Here is a 19,617-nt window from a genome sequence, read left to right as displayed (position 1 = left end):
CGGTACTAAACAGAAACTTTTTATTCTTTTACTGCTGCCCCTCCAAGAGAAGTAACAAGTAATTTTTGTGTAAATACAAAGAATATAATAAATGGAATTGAAACTAATAAAGCGCCCGCAGCAAAGTTGGTAAATTCACTTTTTTTCTCTGTTACAAAACCAAATAAACCTAATGCTAATGTTTGTTTTTCTGCTGAACGTAAAACTAATTTTGGAAAAATAAAGTCCATCCATGGAGCAGTAAAACTTGTAATACCTAAAAATGTAATAATTGGTTTTGCTAATGGCATAACAACCGTAGCAAAAATTCTTAAATTCGAAGCGCCATCAATTCTTGCTGCTTCATCAATACTTTTTGGAATCGTATCCAAATAACTCTTTACTAACCAAGTATTATATGGAATATTACCTGCTAGATATACTAGTACAAGTCCCCATAATTGATCTAAACCACCCATTCTTAATAGGATTACATAGATTGCAATCATTCCTACGAAGGAAGGGAATATTTGAAGTATTAATAGTGACATTAGCATTCCTTTTTTCAAAGAGAATTTAAATCTTGAGAATACGTATGCACTTAATGAACATACAACTATCGTTAAACTTGAAGTACATACTGCGATGATAAATGTATTCTTAAACCATGTTACATAATTCGTTTCGTCAAATAAATGTTTAAAATGCTTAATAGTAAATCCATCTTTAAATGGAACTATATTCAATGATGCAATAGAACTTCCTGGTGAAAAAGCCGCGCTTACAACATAAACAAGTGGATATAATACAAAAAAAGAAATAATTATTAAGACTAATAGCGTTACACCAACATTAATCTTTTGAACTAATTTACGACTCATTAAATTTCACCATCCTTAAATGATTTTGTACGTCTAAAGTTAAATATCGCAAATGGAGCTAATACTAGGAATACCATTATTGCTAATACCGAAGCATAATTGTACTTCATTAAATTAATTGTTAAATTATAGATCCAAGTTACGATAATATCTGTTCCACCAGCACTAGTTGTTGTTGTATCTGAAACAACTGGATTTCCACCAGTTAAGAAGAAGATTGCACCAAAGTTATTAATATTTGCCGTAAATGACATAATGATTAATGGTACTGTTTGATATAATACAAGTGGTAACGTAATTCTACGGAATGCTTGGAATTTATTAGCTCCATCGATGGAAGCCGCTTCAAAAACATCCTGAGAGATTGAGGTCATTGTTCCTGTGATTAGTAACATAAAGTATGGGAAACCTGCCCACATATTCATTAGTATTGAAGTAAATTTAGCAAAAGTAGGATCACTTAGCCATGGTATTTCATGATGAATAATACCTAGACTCATAAGCGTTCGATTAACAATACCAAATCTACCATTAAGCATATTCTGCCAGATTAACATACTTACAACTGATGGAACTGCATAAGGTAAAACAAAGATAGCACGAAATACTGGAGCAATCTTAATTTTACTATCATGTAATACTACCGCCATAATTAGTCCGCCAATATAACATGTAAATGTTGCTAGTGCGCCCCATGCTAATGTCCATAACGCTACTCTACCAAGAGCTGATGTCCATGTTGCACTACCGCCAAACATATCAAAGAAGTTTTGGAATCCTACCCAATCTACTGTATTATTTGGTGGAATATTTTTTGGTGCTGAATAATTTGTAAACGCTACTAAAGCAGAGAAAACAAGAGGTACAACAACGAAAAACATAATCAATATTACAGATGGCGCTAATCCCAAAATAGGAAATGCTTTACCAAGCATATTTGAAAAAAAGTTTTTGTTACGAGGTAATTCTTTTGAAATACAATAATCATGATAAGTAGATAATGCACTCTTCACTGATATAACATATGTGATTAGAAATACTGCAACGATAGCAAGAATAATAACTCCATCGATTAGCATAAATATTGAATTATCTCTTTCAAGAACTGGTACCATTGGATTTGGTGTACCAAGTGTAATCAAACCGTAAATTTTATCTACTATTTCTGGAAGAAAGAATAGAAAAATAATTTCAATTGCTGCAAAAAGCATTCCTTTTAAATACTGTTTTAGATAGATTATATGTCCTAATCCCATAAACAAAATGGACGCTAATCTTATCTTACTTTTAGAAGTTCCATCTGAACTTATTGAAGTCTTCATTATTTCACCTTACCTTACGTTATTTTTATAAAGGATGTGCAAATAATTTTGCACATCCTTTATATGAAAGCTTCCTTGTTTATTTACAGTCGTTCGCTACGAATAGACTCACTTCTGTTATTGTGCAAGGATTGCAGTGTTACATGCATCAAGTTCTTTTTGAATATCTGCTCCATCCCAGATGTTAGCACTTGCAGCATTCATTGCATCCCAATATTTACCCATTTGTGGAATAGAAGGCGTTGGGTATGCATATTTAAGCTGTTCTAATAAACCTGCAACATATGGACTATCAACTTCTACGTTAACTGATGGTAAAGCACCTGTAACTTCAAAACGAAGTTTTTGCATTTCATCAGATAATAAGAATTGAGCAAATAAGTTAGCTTCGTTTGGATGAGTAGAATAAGCAGATACAAACATAGTACGTGTTCCTGCGAATGAAGCTGGTGGTGTATTTTGTCCTGGTAAAGTAGGAATTGGAGCTACGCCAAAGTTAAGACCTGCTTCTTTAAATTGAGATACATTCCATAATCCAGTAATATACATAGCTGCTTTTTTATTTAAGAAGGCAGCATCACAAGTTGCAGTAGTTAAGTCTGCTGAGCTTATATCTAGTACGCTTCTTAAACTTTGGAAGAATTTCATACCTTCAACAGAAGCTGCTGAGTTGATATTTGTATTCTTTGTATCTGTACCATTTGCACCAAATAAACGGTTGTTATCAGCTGTTGTAAAGATAATTGTATAATAGCCACTTGATACGTCCATCATGAAACCATATCTATCTTTTGTATTGAATTCTTTGCTGAATTTTACAACATCATCAAAGCTCTTTGGTGCTTCTTTAATATAATCTTTGTTGTAGAATAATGCATAAGTTTCTGCTGAAACTGGGTAACCATACATTGTATTATCATAAGTTACCGCTTTTGAACAAGATTCAAGTACTTTGCTCTTAATATCATCAGGATTAACAGTTGGTAGAACATGTCCACCAGTTACTAATTCGCCAAGTTTATCATGAGGTGCTGCGAATAAGTCTGGTCCAACTCCTGCTGGTCCGTCTAATGCGATTTGGCTTGTTGAATCACCAACTTCAACATTAACAAACTCGATTTTGATATTTGGATATTTTTTTGTAAATGCATCACCAGCTTGTTTAATAAATTTGTCTGGTCCATTTGCTGATTCCCATACTTTTAATGTGATATCGTCTTTTGTAATCTTTGATTCAAGATCTACAGTTTTAGAATCAGTGCTTTCTGTTTTTGTACTGCTTGTTGAATCTTTCTTGTCATCGCTTTTCTTGCCACAGCCAGTCATCATAGTCCCTACTAGAGTAACTGCCATTACTACTGATAAAATTCTTTTTTTCATCCTTTTTTCCTCCTTAATATAAACAAACATTTTCATCATTAGAGTTATATTACTTAATGTTTGATAAAAACATTTTGTTACTTCGTTGATTTTTTAAGAACAATTTCATAATTAATTAGTTCTTTTTGCTTCTCTTCTTCTCCTGCAATCAATTTAATTAGTCGCTCCCCAGCGGCTACGCCTAATTCTTTGACATTGATATTGATTGCTGTGACTGGTGGATTATGATTCTCCAAAAATGTACTATTGTAAAAGGAAGCCACTTTGATATCTGCTGGAACTGAGTAATTTAACTCGTTTAATCTTGCTAGAACACGGCTACAGATTAAGTCATCAGTGCATACGATACAATCAACTTGATACATCATAATTCGATCAATTGCTCGATCAATCAATGCCTTATTATTCATACCTGTAAAGATCAAATTGTCATTCGCCTTCTTGCTTATATTCTTATGTCCTTCAATAAAACCTTTCATTCGATTCTTATTAACAATATGTTCTTGATTACCTGCTAATAAAGCCAAATTTTCATTGCCTGATACTAATAATATTGAAGTCAATTCAGCACATGCGGCGCTATGATTACTATCAATTTGAACTACATCTTCATCTTCTGTAGAACCAACTACAACAAAAGGTATTTTATTCTCCTTTAAAAATTGTACTGGTAAATCATGTGCTAATGATCTTGTAAGAATAACTCCGTCAACTTTATGATTAAAAATAATCCGCTTTAGTAATGCGATATCATCTTCTGTAACAGTAGTTACTACTACATCATAATCATGGCTTGCTGCCACCTCACAGATTCCCATTAAACAACTTTGAAAGAACGGCGTTTCTGCTAGATTCGTATCCGAAGGAAGTACTACACCTAAATTAAATGTTTTAGATTCCGCTAGACTCTTAGCAATTAAATTAGGTCTATAATCATGTTCCTTAATATATTCTTGTACTCTTCGTTTCGTTTCATCGCTAATTCTGCCTTTTCCAGAGATTGCTCTGGATATCGTTGTCTTAGATAACCCTAATTCATCGGCAATATCTCCAATTGTGAGTTTTCTATTTTCATTATTTTTGTCTATATCCGCCATATTATTCTCCTTAATTGCTGCGCAATCGGTTGTTCTATGTGTATATAATAACATCATATTCTATTGTTGTCAATGTATATATTTCGTCTTTTTATAACTTTTATCTTGTGCATATTTTACATTTTCGTTCAAATGTTTCGTAAACGCTTATAAATAAAGGATTTATTGCGCAATCGGTTGTCTAAAATAGAATATAAAAATAATATATTATGATTACCAATATAATTTTTTATATTCCTAATTAGCGACCAATTGACAATATTCATAAATAAAATTATCTGTTTATACAATAGAAAAAGCTATAGTCCAATGCTCAATTTGCATTATACTACAGCTTTCCACTCTTATTTTAGCATTTGATTTAATAATAAAGGTATTCTATGTAATGGTACCATTGCTTCTACAGCCCCTAATTGATATGCTACTTTCGGCATTCCATATACAACACAAGTTGCTTCATCTTGTCCAATTGTTCTTGCACCCTCATGATACATTGATAACATTCCTTCTGCTCCATCATTTCCCATACCAGTCAATATAATACCAACGGCATTGTTCTTAGCTTCTTTCGCAACAGAATGAAATAGGACATTAACCGACGGACAATGCCCATTTACTCTTTCGCTAACAAAACACTCAATTCTATATTCTTCTCCAACTTTTTTTATTCGCATATGTTTATCTCCTGGAGCGATATATACATGCCCTTTTTTAACGTAGTCCCCAGTTTTGGCTTCTTTCACTGTTAGATTTGTCTGGGCGTTAAGCCTATTTGCAAACATCTCAGAAAAAACAGCTGGTATATGCTGAACCACAACAATTCCAGGCAAATAGGACGGAATATTTTTCAGTATATTGAGTAAAGCTTCTGTCCCACCTGTGGAAGCACCAATTGCAATGATTTGATTACTTTCATAGTTGCGGTATTTAAATGTTTGTTTTTCGAGTTCGATTTCCTGCATATTCACTTTGCTATTACGGGATGATTTAATCTTTGATATTAGTTCATAGAAAAAGTATTCAACCTCTTGTATCGTATCTACATTAGGCTTTAAAATAAAGTCAAATGCCCCAACATGCATTGCATCCAAAACTCTTTCACTCATAGCACTTACAACAATCACCGGTATACTATATTCAGGAAGCAATTTCTGTATAAACTCAATCCCATCCATTTTAGGCATCTCAATATCGCATATCATTACATCTGGTCTAAATTCAGCAATTTTATCAATTGCCTCGTATGGATCACGTGCCGTCGCAACCACTTGTAGTGATTGTTCTATTGAAATCGCTCTAGTTAAAATCTCACGAAATACAAGGCTATCGTCAACAATTAAGACTTTTATTTTATCATCGCCCATAAATTACACCCCTTAAGATCTATATTTTTCTGCACACTGATGGCATAATATATTCAAAACGATCATTTGAACGATCAAAAGATTCCGAATGACCGATAAAAAGGTATCCTCCCGTATGTAACGATTGATAGAATTTATCAATTAATTTTTGCTTTTCAACGGAATCAAAATAGATCATTGCATTTCTACAAAAAATAACGTGAAATTTTTTACGAAACGGATAGCGTTCTGTAAATAAGTTAAATCTTCGAAAAATAACTTCTTCTTTCAATCGGTCGTCTATTCTATAATTCTCGTCATCATACACATTAAAATAATTCAATTGCCAACTCTTGGGAAGACTCGAAAGTTTCTCGCTATTGTAAATACCCTGCCTTGCAACCTCTAACACTTGGCTCGATATATCAGTAGCAAGTATTTTTGCATCCCAATCCTTTTTATTAAGTCCAAAGTATTCATCCGTAATCATTGCTAACGTATAAGCTTCTTCTCCTGTAGAACAAGCAGAACACCAGATTCTAAGATCTCTCTCAAGCACTTTTCTATCCAACTCTGGCAAAATAACATCTCGATAGAAATAAAAATGTTCTGCTTCTCTCATATAAAAAGTATGATTGGTAGTAATTCGGTCTGCTAATACAGATACTGCTTTTCCTGACTTATCGTGAATAAGATATTCATAATATTCCGAAAAACTTGTAAATCCAAGATTCTCTATTTCAGTATGCAACCTTCCCTCTATTAAAACCTTCTTCTCGCTTTTCATATGAATACCATAATTTTTCTTAATAAAATCAGCTATCATGTGAAATTCATTATCTGATATACTTATCATTATTCACCATTCTCATCTTCTGTTGATAATCATTTAATGGGTTAAAATCGTCGGATTTAATATTTACCAAACTCATTATCGTTTAAGAAAATTCTCGTTCCATTTCTATCAATATTGTTACTCTCTAAACTATTTTTCTTTTCAAAATTGTTTAAAGCTTTTAGTACATTATCTGGTATCTTATCACTATTTTCATATTCATTTCTGTGTCTTTTTTGATTTCGTAACTTAAAACGCAACACTTGTTCTTTTAAAAGTTCAGCTTGGCTTGATAATTCTTCACTCGCAGCTGCACCTTCTTCAGAACTTGAAGAATTTGATTGAATGACTGACGATACTTGAATAATACCTTGATTCACTTGTTCAATACCTTGAGATTGTTCATTTGATGCAACCGCGATTTCCTCAACTAATCGCGCTGCTTTTTGTACTCCATCAACTATTTTCTTTAGAGATTTAGCTGTTTCATTCGCAATCTCAGTTCCGTCTTCTACCTTTTTGATTGCACCCTCAATCATAATTGTAGTTTCTTTTGCTGCATCTGCAGATCTTGCAGCGAGGTTTCGAACTTCCTCTGCTACTACTGCAAATCCTTTTCCATGCTGACCTGCTCTTGCAGCTTCTACTGCAGCATTCAGTGCCAATATATTAGTCTGGAATGCAATTTCATCAATAACCTTTATAATTTTAGATATGTTATTCGATGATTCATTAATCTCTGACATGGCATATTGCATATCACTCATCTTATTATTACCAATCATCGCATTCTCTTGTGCTACATTTGCTAACTCATTAGCAGTAGCTGCATTGCTTGCATTTTGACGTGTTTGCGCTGCAATTTCTTCCATGGATGCAGTTAATTCTTCAATTGCACTTGCTTGTTCCGTAGCACCTTGAGAAAGTGATATCGATGAATCTGATATTTGTCTAGCACCTGTAGCTACTTGATTTGATGCTATGCTAATATTACCCATAACCTCATTTAAATTGTCTGCCATCTTGCGAAATGCATGTGCTAGATTACCAATCTCATCTTTTGAGTTAATATTCACTTCCACATTAAGATCTCCATCTGCTATTCTTTCAGATAAATGTACTAATTTTCTAATTGGTTTACTAATTGACTTTGAGATCATTATTCCTAACAATAATGCCATTCCAATACCTATGATGATAATTATAATCGCTGTTCTTGCAACAGATTGTGCAATTTCTATATTTTCTTTCGAATTGCTTTTCGCTAGATTTTTCTTTAACTTAACAACCTCAGATAAGCTTTTTTCGATTTTCGATGCATATGTGGTAGCATTCATATATTCATATGCTTCTTTCTCTTTACCTTGATTGATTAATACAATTACACCTTCTATTTTCTTTACATATTCTTCTTTATTGTTAATTAATTCTTTTACATGAGTTTTTCCTTCACTTGTTAACAAAGTAGTTGAAAAACTATCAACTGTTTCATCAAAATCATTACTGTACTGTTTAAATTCAGCAATTAGATTTTCTTTTTCTTTTGTTGGTTTTAAGAACAAATCTCTTGCACTAATTCTCATACCTTGAAAATCATCTGTTAAAGTAACTAGTTCCGCAAATGGTACCGTCATATAGGTATACATTTTTTGATTTAAATCATCCACTTTATCAATACCATATATACCAACAGCACCAGTTACTCCAGCTATTAAAGCAAGAAATATAAACCCTGCCAATAATCTTGTTCCAATCTTTAAATTATTTATCACTTTCATAAACTCCTCCTATACATTAAAATCACTTATACTGCGTGATTCTTCCTCATTAAGTAATCGGTCACAGTCAATAATTAACCTCACGCTATCGCCACATTTTCCAATTCCTTTAATATAGCGATATCCTTCCGAAGTAATGCAAGGAGGTTCCATAATATTTTCATTCGGAATGACAGCAACCTCAGCTACACTATCAACTATTAACCCTACCATTACATTATTTGTTTCAATAACAATAATACAAGTTCTATCACAGTATTCACGATATTCCTTTTCGAAACGTAACCTAACATCCATCACAGGTATGATAGTACCTCTTAGATTAATTACACCTCGAATATAATCAGGTAGTTCTGGCACCTCCGTGATTGGCTGGATTCCAATAATCTCAATTACTGTTTTAATATCGATACCATAATAATTTGTATCAATTGAAAATAACAGAAATTTATCTTTTTGCGTATCTTCTTCTAACTCTTCAATTTCTTCTATATTTGTCATCTTCTATCCTCCTTATTGATGCCAAGTAGTTGCCTGTTGTATTAATCAGACTAAAAATATCTTAACTTTAAGATACCTTCACATACTATTTCTTCTTAACATTTGCCAGGTCAAGGATTAAGCTAATTGTCCCATCCCCCAATAAGGTACATCCCGCAAGATATTTCATTTGGTTCATTCTTCTTAGATAACTTGGTAGCGCCTTTACAACAACTTGTTGTTGACCTAATAAAGCATCACAGAAAATACAGATTTTTTGATCATTTTGCTCTACCATAATCATAATTCCTTCATGCAAATCCGTAATTTCTGTTTTAATATTAAGAATATGGTGAAGTCGTAATATTGGATATACCTCACCTCTTACCATAATCATCTCATGATTCTCTTCCTTCATTAATGCATCATTTGATTTCGGCCTAAAAGACTCCTTCACAATACTAGTTGGTATTGTAAATACTGAAGCTCCTACTTTAAGATTCATTCCTTCAATAATTGCTAGAGTAAGTGGTAACTTAAGATAAACGATCATTCCTTTGCCTTCTTCGCTATCTACAGATACACTTCCACCAATATTCTCAATATTCTTGGCAACAACATCCATACCTACCCCGCGTCCACTAAATTCCGAGATATTCTCTTTCGTTGAGAATCCAGGCTGAAAGATAAAATTATAGATTTCTTTATCCGTAAGTTCCCCTTCAGGTTTTACAATCAATCCATTCTTTTTCGCTTTTTGAAGGATCTTTTCTTTATTTAAGCCTTTTCCATCGTCTTGAATAGTAATTAATACATCACTTCCAACATTTTGCGCTGATAGTTTTATAGTCCCAGTGATTGGTTTACCAATTCGTTGCCTCATCTCCATTGTCTCTATTCCATGATCCATGGCATTTCGAACAAGATGCATAATTGGATCCGAGATTTTTTCAATGATATTCTTATCAACTTCCGTTTCTTCACCTTCTAATACAATTTCAACATTCTTATCTAACTTTTTACTCATATCTCTTACGATACGATGCATTTTCTGAAAGGTAAAAGAAAGTGGAAGCATTCGTATTGACATCACAATTTCTCTTAATTCTCCTGTTAGTTTCTGCAATTGAGTGGCTGTTTTATTAAAATTAGGTAGCTTAAGACCTTCTAAATCAGGACTTTTCATTACCATTTCTTCTAACATGACTATTTCTCCCACCAAATCCATTAAAACATCCAATTTATTGACATTGACGCTAATCATCTTCTGGTTTGGCGCTTGTGCTTTATGTTCCTCAATATTGCATTCTTCTATTTTGCTCTTATCGGCTTTATTCTCTTCTACTTTGAGTTCTTCTATTTTTATACAATTTGATTCATCCGAACAGCTTGTGATATCATCATGATTAGAACTTATCACAAGTTCCTCGCATAAATCTTCTACAAATTCAAAATTCCTAATAAATGGATTTTCAGCAAATATCTGTTGTATACTGCTATATCCTATATTCGTTAAAAATGTTATTTGAAATCCTTCTTTACGCATTATTTGAAGCGCTTCTTCATTATCAAATAATTCGTTAGGAGTATATACCATATCATTTGTAATATCCTCCAATTCACGAATCAAAGTAAACGCTCTCATATTTTCCATCTGACATGCCTCATCGAAAAATATAACAACCTTATACTGTTCCATTGAATTGACTTCTTCCATCTCCATATTATCCTGTTTGATTTTTTGGAGCATTTGATTCATTTCATTTTTTATCTGTTCAGGATCAGCATCAGGCTCTAATCCCTGTTCTATTTTCTCTAATTCTAATTTAATAAAATCTGATACCTCTAATACTAGATCCGTCAATCTAGAATAATCAACAATTTTAGGATTTTCTTCCCTTAGACAATAAAACAAATCCTCTAGGGAGTGCGCAACACTTGCTATATGTGTATAGAACATCATGGAAGCTGATCCTTTAATCGTATGCATTATTCGAAAGATTTCATTTATCTTTGCTAGATCAAGACTGTCTGACTTCTCACCAAGAAGTAAATCCTGTTCTAATTCATTTAATAATTCTTGCGTTTCAAATAGAAACATATCAAGCATTGGTTCATTCTGTTTATCTGACATATGCTACCTCTTGATTATTTTCTAAAAGGTTGATAATACTTTTAGAACGCTTTCTTCTGTAAATGGTTTCACAATAAAATTCTTTGCACCTGCTAAAATAGCATCTCTAACTTTTGTTTCTTGTCCCATTGCTGAAACAACTAATATTTTAGCATCTTTGTCTATTTTCATAATCTCTTTTATCGACTCAATACCATCCATAACAGGCATAGTCAAGTCCATTGTAACAATATCAGGTCTTTCTTTTTCATAGAGGTCCAAAGCCATCTTACCATCAGCAGCCTCGCCGATTATTTCATATCCATGTTTCCCTAAAAATGTTCTCAAAGAAAGTCTCATAAATTCCGCATCATCAACAATTAGTACTTTTTTCATAAAGTTTATCCTCCCAAATATACGTTATTATCCTTCCAATACGTGAAGTAACATAGGCACTATTACTCATTGACATATCATACTATATCTATCTTAACAAAATCTTAAAGTAACAAACTGGTAAAAGGCTCTAGATTGCTTGTATTTCAAGACAATCCGAGCCTCTTACCAATTTTAACTATATTTTAACAGATAATTTATTTATTTTCTGTGTATTAATTCATTTTCAAATAATATTCACTAAATTTATCCAAGGGAATCTCATTAAACTCATTCATTAATATTTCTTTGTATATTACATATTGCTTTCGGTACATATCGAATTTTTTTCTCTCAAAATATAATTCCAATAACTGAACCATTGCCTGAACGGAGAGAGGATTGTTAAGTAAGATACTATGTAATATTTTCTCATATCTCTGGTATAGCGATTTTTCTTTATAGAAAAATGCTAATGAAAATAAAGTTTGCTCATATTTTATATCTAAATGTTGTCTAATTTCATGGCACCATGCATATTCTTCTTCCTCCAAAAATAATCCTTTATATAATAAGAGTTTACGTTCAATTTCAAATACATTTGTTTCATCTATAAAAGAAAGTCTTTTAAAGAAACAGTCAAAATCAATATAATCACAGATACCCTCAGCCATCGTAAGAGAATAATCTGCATGAATTTTCAATTCACTTCTTTCAATTTCAAACTCCTTTAACTTTTTTCTTATTCCAGACATAGTAACATAAATATTATTCGATGCTTTCTTTTTATCAACACCATTATATAGAATGGATGCCAATTCATCCTTGCTTATATTCTTATCATAATTATAGATTAGAAAAGCTAGTAATTCCTTCTCCTTCTTTGTTCTCCACTTATATTCCGATTTTTGATCTTCCTTATTCTGATATATTTGGAATTTCCCAAAACATTGAATGCTCAGTTTATTCTTATATTCTATATCTTTAACTACAACGGAACACTTCTCTTTTAATCTTGATACTGTAATATCTAACCGTTTTTTATTTATTGGCTTTGTGATATAATCCAATGCGTGTATTTCAAACGCTTCAAATGCTTTACTTTTTTCTTTTGAAACAAATACAATTTGAATATTAGAATTGGTAGCTTTTATTTCTTTCGCAATCTCTATCCCACAAATATCTTTCATATTTACATCTAAGAAAACTGCATGTGGTGAACTTTGTTTAATAAATTCAACCGCTGCTTTTGGACTTGTATAGATACCTACTATACTTAAAAAATCATAATCCTTAAACTGATATGCCATTCTTTCTAAAACCCTTATATTTTTATCTAATAGTATAATTTTAATCATTTGTATAATTTCCCCTCTATATAGCTCCTCTATAGTATATTCTCTTTACTATTCTAAACGATTTTGTTCTATAAAAAAAGTTCCATTTTCTACATCTAAGTAGGAAACGAAACTTTTTTCATTTATTTATTAAAATGTATGATATTTATTTTATTATTTAATGAAGGTACATTAAAACAAGTTATAAGTATATCTTATCTTCTGTGGGCAAGTTCTTTCGTTATATCATCCCAATCAAGACCACATTCCGCCATCAAGACCATCATATGATATAAGAAATCAGATATCTCATACTTTAATTCTTCAGCATCTGGATTCTTAGCTGCAATGACTATTTCCGTTGCCTCTTCACCACATTTTTTGAGAATTTTATCAATTCCTTTATCAAATAAATAGTTGGTATAAGAGCCCTCTTTTGGATTATTCTTACGATCCATAATGATATTATATACATCACTAAATACGGTTAGTGGATTCGTATCATCATATTCTTTCTTCACAATCTCAGTATAGAAACAAGTACGATTGCCAGTATGACATGCCGCACCAATTTGATGAACTTTTGCTAATAATGTATCGCTATCGCAATCAATAGAAAGTGATTTTACATATTGATAGTGTCCAGAAGTGTCACCCTTTAACCATTGTTCTTTGCGGCTTCTACTATAATAAGTCATCTTTCCAGTTTGAATGGTATTGTTATAAGCTTCCTCATTCATATAAGCAACCATTAATACTTCATTTGTTTTATAATCTTGAACTACTACAGGAAGTAATCCATCACTATTAAGCTTAAATTCTTTAAACTCTTTTTGACTATCAAATGTATTTACATTGATATTTGCATCTTTCAATGCCATTTTAGCTTTTAAGATTTCTTTATGCTCAAAATAATTGGTAGATACACTTTCTACATTAGGAATATTCATCAATTCTGCAAGATCATTTCTTGTTAAAGAATCACGAATTAGAATAGGTAATACAGATTCTTTTATACTTGCTCTTAGATTATCTGATACATCTACATGCTTAATCATTATCGTATCTATACCTAACTCTTTTAATTTCTGGCTAAAATCTTTGGTAAGCTCCGTTACTTCATCAAGTTCAACGACTAATTTATCATTGCCAAATCGTTCACTTGCTTCCTTTATCACTTTATCATCATTTGTTAAGGAGTATTTGATTAATACTTTATTACATCCAGTATAAAGTGCCTTCTTAACATCCTCAAATCTTTTAACAAATAAACCTAATGTAACTGGGATATCAACAAGTTTAACAACTTCTTTCCCAATTACAAGTAATTTTTCTAGAGCTTCTTCATTCGGAGCATAATCATAGATAATAAGTTCATCCGCTCCACTATTCGCATATTCAAATGCTAATGAAACTACATTAGATTTCACTTCATTCGATGCATTAATAAATGGAATAATCTTCTTATACGACATCGGTTATTCTCCTTTTTCAAATAATTCTACTGCATTTTTAAGTTCGATTCGATTCTCATATAATGCCTTACCAATGATTGCACCATGGACAGAAATGTCATCAAGCATTTCAAGATCTTTTAATGAAGATACGCCACCAGACGCTATAATATCTAGTCCTGTCGCTTCCACCATTTCTCTTGTATGCTCAAGATTAGGTCCTTGAAGCATTCCATCTTTGGATATATCAGTGTAAACAATTGTTTTAACACCAATTTCCTTCATCTGTATTCCAAGCGTCACTGCATTGTAATTGCTAACTTTTTCCCAACCTTCGATTGCAACCATTCCGTTTTTAGCATCAATCCCAATAACAATCTTATCTGCACCAAATGTGCTGATAGCTTCCTTAATAAATGCAGAACTCTCAACTGCTTTTGTACCTATTATCACTCGTGAAACACCAAGACTCAACTTATTATCGATGTCTTTTATGCTTCGTATACCTCCGCCAACTTGAACTGGTATATTTACCGAAGCAACAATTTCTCGAATTGCCTCTTCATTCACTGAATGCCCTACTAAAGCTCCGTCTAAATCAACAATATGAATAAAGGAAGCCCCTTGGCTCTCCCATAATTTTGCGATCTTTGCAGGGGAATTGGAGTATACTAAAATATCTTGGAATTGCCCCTGTCTTAGTCTTACGCATTGCCCATTCTTTATATCAATTGCTGGATAAAGCTTCATTTTGTTCCTCCTAAAGACATAACTTTCTTGTATTTTATATTAACTTACAGAGCACCTTTTGTAGATAGAACATCTGTAATGCGCTCATCATATTTTGTAGCCTCATCTAATGCTTTCGCAAATGATTTGAAAATTGCTTCTATAATATGATGATTATTCGATCCTGACAACATTTTTATATGTAGGTTCATACCAGCAGAATACGATATCGCATAGAAAAATTCCTTTACCATCTCTGTATCCATATAACCCACTTGATCTACAGTTAGATTAACATCATATACGAAATACGGTCTACCCGATAAATCTAAGGAACAAAGAACTAGTGCTTCATCCATAGGTAGAATTACTGAACCATATCGTTTGATACATTTTTTATCTCCAACCGCTTCTTTAATTGCTTGCCCTAATACAATTCCAGTATCTTCAATTGTATGGTGAGAATCGATATAAAGGTCACCTTTTACTTCAACATCCAAATCAAAGATACCATGTTTTCCGAAATTGGTTAACATATGATCAAAAAAACCAATCCCTGTATCGACTTTTGTGACACCTGAACCATCTATTGCAAAATCAACACGAATATCTGTTTCACTTGTGTGTCTTGTTATATTGGAGATTCTTTCTTTCATCTCGTTGTACCTTCCTAACTGCAGATATTATGACAATCTGTCACTTTCTTAATTGTTAAGAACAAATTTAATATTTAAATAATAGTTTAATTTGTCCTTGCCTTTATTATACATAATTTATCCAAAAAACAAAAGATTATAAATTGAATTATTTATTCTTTTCTTCAAATCGGACAGCGATAGAATTAGCATGCGCAGTAAGTCTCTCCGCATTAGCAAACTTTATAATATCTCTGTGAATTGGTTCTAAGGCTTCTCTTGAAAAAGAAATGATACTTGACTTCTTAATAAAATCATCAACACTAAGTGGAGAAAAGAACTTCGCAGTACCATTCGTAGGTAGTACGTGATTTGGTCCAGCAAAATAATCTCCCAGTGGTTCACTACTATATTCCCCTAAGAATATGGCTCCTGCATTCTTTATCTTAGTCATAATATTAAAAGGATCTTTGGTTACTATTTCAAGATGCTCTGATGCAATCTCATTCGCCACATCAATTGCTTCTTCTATATTCTCAACAAGCAAGATATATCCATAATTATCTAACGATTTTCTCAATATCTCTTTTCTAGATAATTCTTCTACAAACTGTTCTACTTCATCGGATACCTTATTAGCAATTTCTTCACTTGTAGTCACTAAAATAGCAGAAGCTAATTCATCATGTTCTGCTTGTGATAGTAGATCTGCAGCTACATATCTAGGATTTGCTGTCTCATCTGCAAGGACTAGAATCTCACTAGGGCCTGCAATTGAATCAATACTAACATGACCATATACTGATTTCTTTGCTAAGGCAACATAGATATTACCAGGACCTACTATTTTATCAACTTTCTTTATGCTTTCTGTTCCATATGCTAGCGCAGCAATTGCTTGTGCTCCACCAACTTTATAGATTTCTGTTACTCCTGCTTCTTTGGCTGCTACTAATGTAGCACTATTTACTTTACCATCTTTCCCTGGTGGAGTTACCATTGCGATTCTTTCAACCCCTGCAACTTTGGCAGGTATCACATTCATTAACACAGAAGATGGATAGGCTGCCTTACCCCCTGGCACATATACACCGACACTTGACAAAGGAGTAACCTTCTGTCCTAGAATAGAACCATCTGGTTTACTATTGAACCAACTATATTGTCTCTGTTTTTCGTGATATTCCACGATATTAACAATTGCTTTACGTACTACATCAATTAATGATGCATCCACATTTGCATAAGCTTCGCTAATTTCATCTTCTGTTACTAATATATTATTTTGATTTAATTCTGCTCCATCAAATTTTTTAGTATATGCAAATAGAGCTTCATCTTTTTTTACTTTTACATCATTTAATATTGTATTCACAGATTCTTGATAGCTATCATAGTTGTTAGGACTTCTTTTTAGTAGATTTTCCAATATATCTTTCTTTGATTTTGTATCTAATTTTATTATTCTCATGAAATAGCCTCCTTATAATACCTGCTTTAGATCATTAATTAACTTTGTAATTCTCTCATGTTCCATCTTCATACTCACTTCATTTACCACCATACGTGCGGACAAGTTGCATATTTCTTCAAGAACCTCTAAGCCATTTTCACGAAGAGTAGAACCTGTTTCAACGATATCAACGATTACTTCGGACAGTCCAACAATTGGTGCTAATTCAATTGATCCATTTAATTTTATTATTTCAACCGTTTGATGCTTTTTATTATAAAAATAATCTTTGGCTATATTAGGATATTTGGTTGCTACTCTTATGAGTTCACCGTGTTCTAGATACTTCGAAGCCTCTTTAGGACCAGCTACACACATTCTGCATTTCCCTAATCCTAGATCAATCACTTCATACATCTTTCTTCCTTCTTCAAGAATCGTATCTTTCCCTACAACTCCGATATCTGCAGCTCCATATTCAACATAAGTTGGAACATCCGTTGCTTTTGCAAGAAAGAATTTTAATTTAAGTTCCTCGTTTATAAAAATTAATTTTCTTGAATCTTTATCTTTCATTTCTTCACAAGTGATACCGATTCGCTCAAGTATCTCAAGTGTTTTATTAGTAAGACGCCCTTTTGCTAGTGCAAACGTAATATACTTCATACCTAAGCTCCTATCTGATTCACTAATTCACTAATCTTAATTTTATTTACATTATTAGTTTCAACATCTATATTTTGTACAAAATCCTCTTCTTCCAGATAATAAATACTACAAATATGATTTTGTTTAGCATAAGCTTCATAGTCTTGTAAATTTTTATTTCCTGTTTTGCGAAGCAACTCGGTATTAGCTCCTTTACTTCTTAGAGAATTCACCAAAAGAATTGCATTATTTCTAATCGCGGTTGAGTTAGCCGTAGAATCATATAAAATCAAAGTATTTTGCTCTTCTATTATGATATTAATTTTTTGTCTTGATAAGGCAATCATTAATTGATCGATTACAATTGCTAATCCAATAGCTGGTGCATCTTTGCCAAACTGTTTAAGCAAATTGTCATATCTTCCACCATTAACAATTGCTTCCCCTGTTCCATAGGTATATGCTCGAAAGATAATGCCTGTGTAATAATTATATTTACTTAACATACCTAGATCAAACGTAATATATTTTTCAAATCCATATTCTGTTAGTATCTCATAAAGTTTCTCAAGACGTTCAATTGCTTTTCTTGCTCGCTCACTCTTAGTCATGTTCTTTACATATACCAATTTATCTAATGAACCAAAAAGTTCTGGCAACTTCAATAGAATATCTTTTAGATTCTTATCAATTTCCTTACTTGAGACAATCTCCTCAACGCCAAATAAATTCTTGCTTTCAATCAATACACGAATTTGCTCTGCTTCTTCCTCATTAAAATTTGCTTCTTCTACTAATCCTTTGAAGAAATCTGCTTGCCCAATCTCAACTTGAAATTCTTTTAAACCCGATTTTAAAAGACAATCAATTGTCAATGCAATCATTTCCGCATCTGCATCTACAGTATCATCTAAGATTAATTCAGCACCTAATTGCGTCGATTCTTTTAATTTTCCTTGATAACTATTACCATTAACGAAAGTATTACCTACATAGCATAAACGAATTGGTAATTCTTCCTCTTTATAATATTTCGCTACACATCTAGCGATAGAGGGAGTGATATCTGGTCTGAGAACAAGTGTATTACCTTCTCGGTCAATAAATCGATACATTTCTCGTTCATCCATCGTCCCTCGTTCTTTTTTATATATATCTGCAAATTCAAACATAGGCGTTTGTATATCATGAAAACCATATAATTTTAATACTTTATATAAACTGTCCTGTAAAAATAGTTTCTTCTCACATTCTGCATTATAGATATCTCTTACACCTTCAGGCGTATGTAATATTTTCTGATTCATAAAAAGCTCCCTTCTGTTGCTTCTAACAACGTACAATCAAGGGGTGTGATACGCTTTATTTCACATTAGCTCCCGTCTGTCTCCTTTGGCGACATATAAATCAGGGTGTGAAACATTTTCTTTCACATTAACACCTCTATCTTATTTCATAATCTTATATTCATACTAACAAAAGCAAAACTAAAAATATTATTTTATTATACTTAAAGCCTTAACTTAACGTTCTTATATAAAGTCTACTCATTTTTTATTCTTTCATACTAGCTCCCATCTGTCTCCTTTGGCGACATATAAATCAGGGGTGTGAAACGTTTTATTTCACATTAATTACATCACTAGCTATTTCGTTGATCATACGCAAATTAATCATCTGAAATATTGATTTAGAAAGAACTTTTTTAATAAGCAATATTAATAAAGTTATTATCAGTCCGACGCTTTATTGTGGTACAGTGATAATTCGCTACCATA

Annotated in this window: 17 protein-coding genes; all 17 read right to left on the bottom strand. The window is 32.4% G+C overall.

Features of this window, described 5'->3' with window-relative positions:
• Positions 1–20 precede the first annotated feature (20 nt).
• The 17 genes from bsdtb5_RS09490 to hisZ all read right to left on the bottom strand — a co-directional run bounded on the left by bsdtb5_RS09490 (position 21) and on the right by hisZ (position 19,146).
• A complete protein-coding gene (locus bsdtb5_RS09490) occupies positions 21–860 on the bottom strand; it encodes a sugar ABC transporter permease (RefSeq protein ID WP_271715776.1) in 840 nt (279 codons plus the stop codon).
• Positions 860–2,182, bottom strand: a complete 1,323-nt coding sequence (locus tag bsdtb5_RS09485; protein WP_271715775.1) for a carbohydrate ABC transporter permease — start codon at positions 2,180–2,182, stop codon at positions 860–862. Before bsdtb5_RS09485 ends, bsdtb5_RS09490 begins: the two co-directional genes overlap by 1 nt.
• A gap of 117 nt (positions 2,183–2,299) precedes the next feature.
• On the bottom strand, positions 2,300–3,562 hold the full coding sequence (locus bsdtb5_RS09480) for a sugar ABC transporter substrate-binding protein (protein ID WP_271715774.1): 1,263 nt from the start codon (positions 3,560–3,562) through the stop codon (positions 2,300–2,302).
• A gap of 77 nt (positions 3,563–3,639) precedes the next feature.
• Positions 3,640–4,659 carry a LacI family DNA-binding transcriptional regulator gene (locus bsdtb5_RS09475; protein ID WP_271715773.1) on the bottom strand — a complete coding sequence of 340 codons (1,020 nt, stop codon included), beginning with the start codon at positions 4,657–4,659 and terminating at the stop codon, positions 3,640–3,642.
• 344 nt (positions 4,660–5,003) lie between these two features.
• A complete protein-coding gene (locus bsdtb5_RS09470) occupies positions 5,004–6,023 on the bottom strand; it encodes a protein-glutamate methylesterase/protein-glutamine glutaminase (RefSeq protein ID WP_271715772.1) in 1,020 nt (339 codons plus the stop codon).
• A gap of 19 nt (positions 6,024–6,042) precedes the next feature.
• The gene (locus bsdtb5_RS09465; RefSeq protein WP_271715771.1) at positions 6,043–6,858 is read right to left on the bottom strand and encodes a CheR family methyltransferase; all 816 of its coding nucleotides are present in this window, start codon (positions 6,856–6,858) and stop codon (positions 6,043–6,045) included.
• A 56-nt stretch (positions 6,859–6,914) separates the two neighbouring features.
• Complete coding sequence (locus bsdtb5_RS09460) at positions 6,915–8,615, bottom strand: methyl-accepting chemotaxis protein (RefSeq protein WP_271715770.1); 1,701 nt, start codon at positions 8,613–8,615, stop codon at positions 6,915–6,917.
• A gap of 9 nt (positions 8,616–8,624) precedes the next feature.
• Positions 8,625–9,116: a chemotaxis protein CheW gene (locus tag bsdtb5_RS09455; protein ID WP_271715769.1), complete on the bottom strand. Its 492-nt coding sequence runs from the start codon at positions 9,114–9,116 to the stop codon at positions 8,625–8,627.
• 85 nt (positions 9,117–9,201) lie between these two features.
• Positions 9,202–11,229 (bottom strand): chemotaxis protein CheA, encoded by a 2,028-nt coding sequence (locus bsdtb5_RS09450; RefSeq protein ID WP_271715768.1) that lies wholly within the window; start codon positions 11,227–11,229, stop codon positions 9,202–9,204.
• A 21-nt stretch (positions 11,230–11,250) separates the two neighbouring features.
• Positions 11,251–11,604: a response regulator gene (locus bsdtb5_RS09445; protein WP_271715767.1), complete on the bottom strand. Its 354-nt coding sequence runs from the start codon at positions 11,602–11,604 to the stop codon at positions 11,251–11,253.
• Positions 11,605–11,819: 215 nt separating this feature from the next.
• Positions 11,820–12,941, bottom strand: a complete 1,122-nt coding sequence (locus bsdtb5_RS09440; RefSeq protein WP_271715766.1) for a response regulator — start codon at positions 12,939–12,941, stop codon at positions 11,820–11,822.
• A gap of 194 nt (positions 12,942–13,135) precedes the next feature.
• Complete coding sequence (hisIE, locus tag bsdtb5_RS09435) at positions 13,136–14,395, bottom strand: bifunctional phosphoribosyl-AMP cyclohydrolase/phosphoribosyl-ATP diphosphatase HisIE (protein ID WP_271715765.1); 1,260 nt, start codon at positions 14,393–14,395, stop codon at positions 13,136–13,138.
• A gap of 3 nt (positions 14,396–14,398) precedes the next feature.
• On the bottom strand, positions 14,399–15,124 hold the full coding sequence (gene hisA / locus bsdtb5_RS09430; protein ID WP_271715764.1) for a 1-(5-phosphoribosyl)-5-[(5-phosphoribosylamino)methylideneamino]imidazole-4-carboxamide isomerase: 726 nt from the start codon (positions 15,122–15,124) through the stop codon (positions 14,399–14,401).
• Positions 15,125–15,168: 44 nt separating this feature from the next.
• Positions 15,169–15,759 (bottom strand): imidazoleglycerol-phosphate dehydratase HisB, encoded by a 591-nt coding sequence (hisB, locus tag bsdtb5_RS09425; protein WP_271715763.1) that lies wholly within the window; start codon positions 15,757–15,759, stop codon positions 15,169–15,171.
• A gap of 148 nt (positions 15,760–15,907) precedes the next feature.
• Complete coding sequence (hisD, locus tag bsdtb5_RS09420; protein ID WP_271715762.1) at positions 15,908–17,209, bottom strand: histidinol dehydrogenase; 1,302 nt, start codon at positions 17,207–17,209, stop codon at positions 15,908–15,910.
• Between the two features lie 12 nt (positions 17,210–17,221).
• Complete coding sequence (hisG, locus tag bsdtb5_RS09415) at positions 17,222–17,857, bottom strand: ATP phosphoribosyltransferase (RefSeq protein ID WP_271715761.1); 636 nt, start codon at positions 17,855–17,857, stop codon at positions 17,222–17,224.
• Between the two features lie 2 nt (positions 17,858–17,859).
• Positions 17,860–19,146: an ATP phosphoribosyltransferase regulatory subunit gene (hisZ, locus tag bsdtb5_RS09410; RefSeq protein ID WP_271715760.1), complete on the bottom strand. Its 1,287-nt coding sequence runs from the start codon at positions 19,144–19,146 to the stop codon at positions 17,860–17,862.
• Positions 19,147–19,617: the final 471 nt, after the last annotated feature.

It is taken from the genome of Anaeromicropila herbilytica, from assembly GCF_016591975.1.
Lineage (GTDB): Bacteria > Bacillota > Clostridia > Lachnospirales > Lachnospiraceae > Anaeromicropila > Anaeromicropila herbilytica.
Note: the sequence above shows the minus strand (reverse complement) of the source record. Positions and strands in the feature narration are given on the sequence as shown.

Coding starts and splice junctions, on each gene's coding strand:
- bsdtb5_RS09490 (WP_271715776.1), bottom strand. CDS start 860: ATGAGTCGTAAATTAGTTCAAAAGATTAATGTTGGTGTAACGCTATTA.
- bsdtb5_RS09485 (WP_271715775.1), bottom strand. CDS start 2,182: ATGAAGACTTCAATAAGTTCAGATGGAACTTCTAAAAGTAAGATAAGA.
- bsdtb5_RS09480 (WP_271715774.1), bottom strand. CDS start 3,562: ATGAAAAAAAGAATTTTATCAGTAGTAATGGCAGTTACTCTAGTAGGG.
- bsdtb5_RS09475 (WP_271715773.1), bottom strand. CDS start 4,659: ATGGCGGATATAGACAAAAATAATGAAAATAGAAAACTCACAATTGGA.
- bsdtb5_RS09470 (WP_271715772.1), bottom strand. CDS start 6,023: ATGGGCGATGATAAAATAAAAGTCTTAATTGTTGACGATAGCCTTGTA.
- bsdtb5_RS09465 (WP_271715771.1), bottom strand. CDS start 6,858: ATGATAAGTATATCAGATAATGAATTTCACATGATAGCTGATTTTATT.
- bsdtb5_RS09460 (WP_271715770.1), bottom strand. CDS start 8,615: ATGAAAGTGATAAATAATTTAAAGATTGGAACAAGATTATTGGCAGGG.
- bsdtb5_RS09455 (WP_271715769.1), bottom strand. CDS start 9,116: ATGACAAATATAGAAGAAATTGAAGAGTTAGAAGAAGATACGCAAAAA.
- bsdtb5_RS09450 (WP_271715768.1), bottom strand. CDS start 11,229: ATGTCAGATAAACAGAATGAACCAATGCTTGATATGTTTCTATTTGAA.
- bsdtb5_RS09445 (WP_271715767.1), bottom strand. CDS start 11,604: ATGAAAAAAGTACTAATTGTTGATGATGCGGAATTTATGAGACTTTCT.
- bsdtb5_RS09440 (WP_271715766.1), bottom strand. CDS start 12,941: ATGATTAAAATTATACTATTAGATAAAAATATAAGGGTTTTAGAAAGA.
- hisIE (WP_271715765.1), bottom strand. CDS start 14,395: ATGTCGTATAAGAAGATTATTCCATTTATTAATGCATCGAATGAAGTG.
- hisA (WP_271715764.1), bottom strand. CDS start 15,124: ATGAAGCTTTATCCAGCAATTGATATAAAGAATGGGCAATGCGTAAGA.
- hisB (WP_271715763.1), bottom strand. CDS start 15,759: ATGAAAGAAAGAATCTCCAATATAACAAGACACACAAGTGAAACAGAT.
- hisD (WP_271715762.1), bottom strand. CDS start 17,209: ATGAGAATAATAAAATTAGATACAAAATCAAAGAAAGATATATTGGAA.
- hisG (WP_271715761.1), bottom strand. CDS start 17,857: ATGAAGTATATTACGTTTGCACTAGCAAAAGGGCGTCTTACTAATAAA.
- hisZ (WP_271715760.1), bottom strand. CDS start 19,146: ATGAATCAGAAAATATTACATACGCCTGAAGGTGTAAGAGATATCTAT.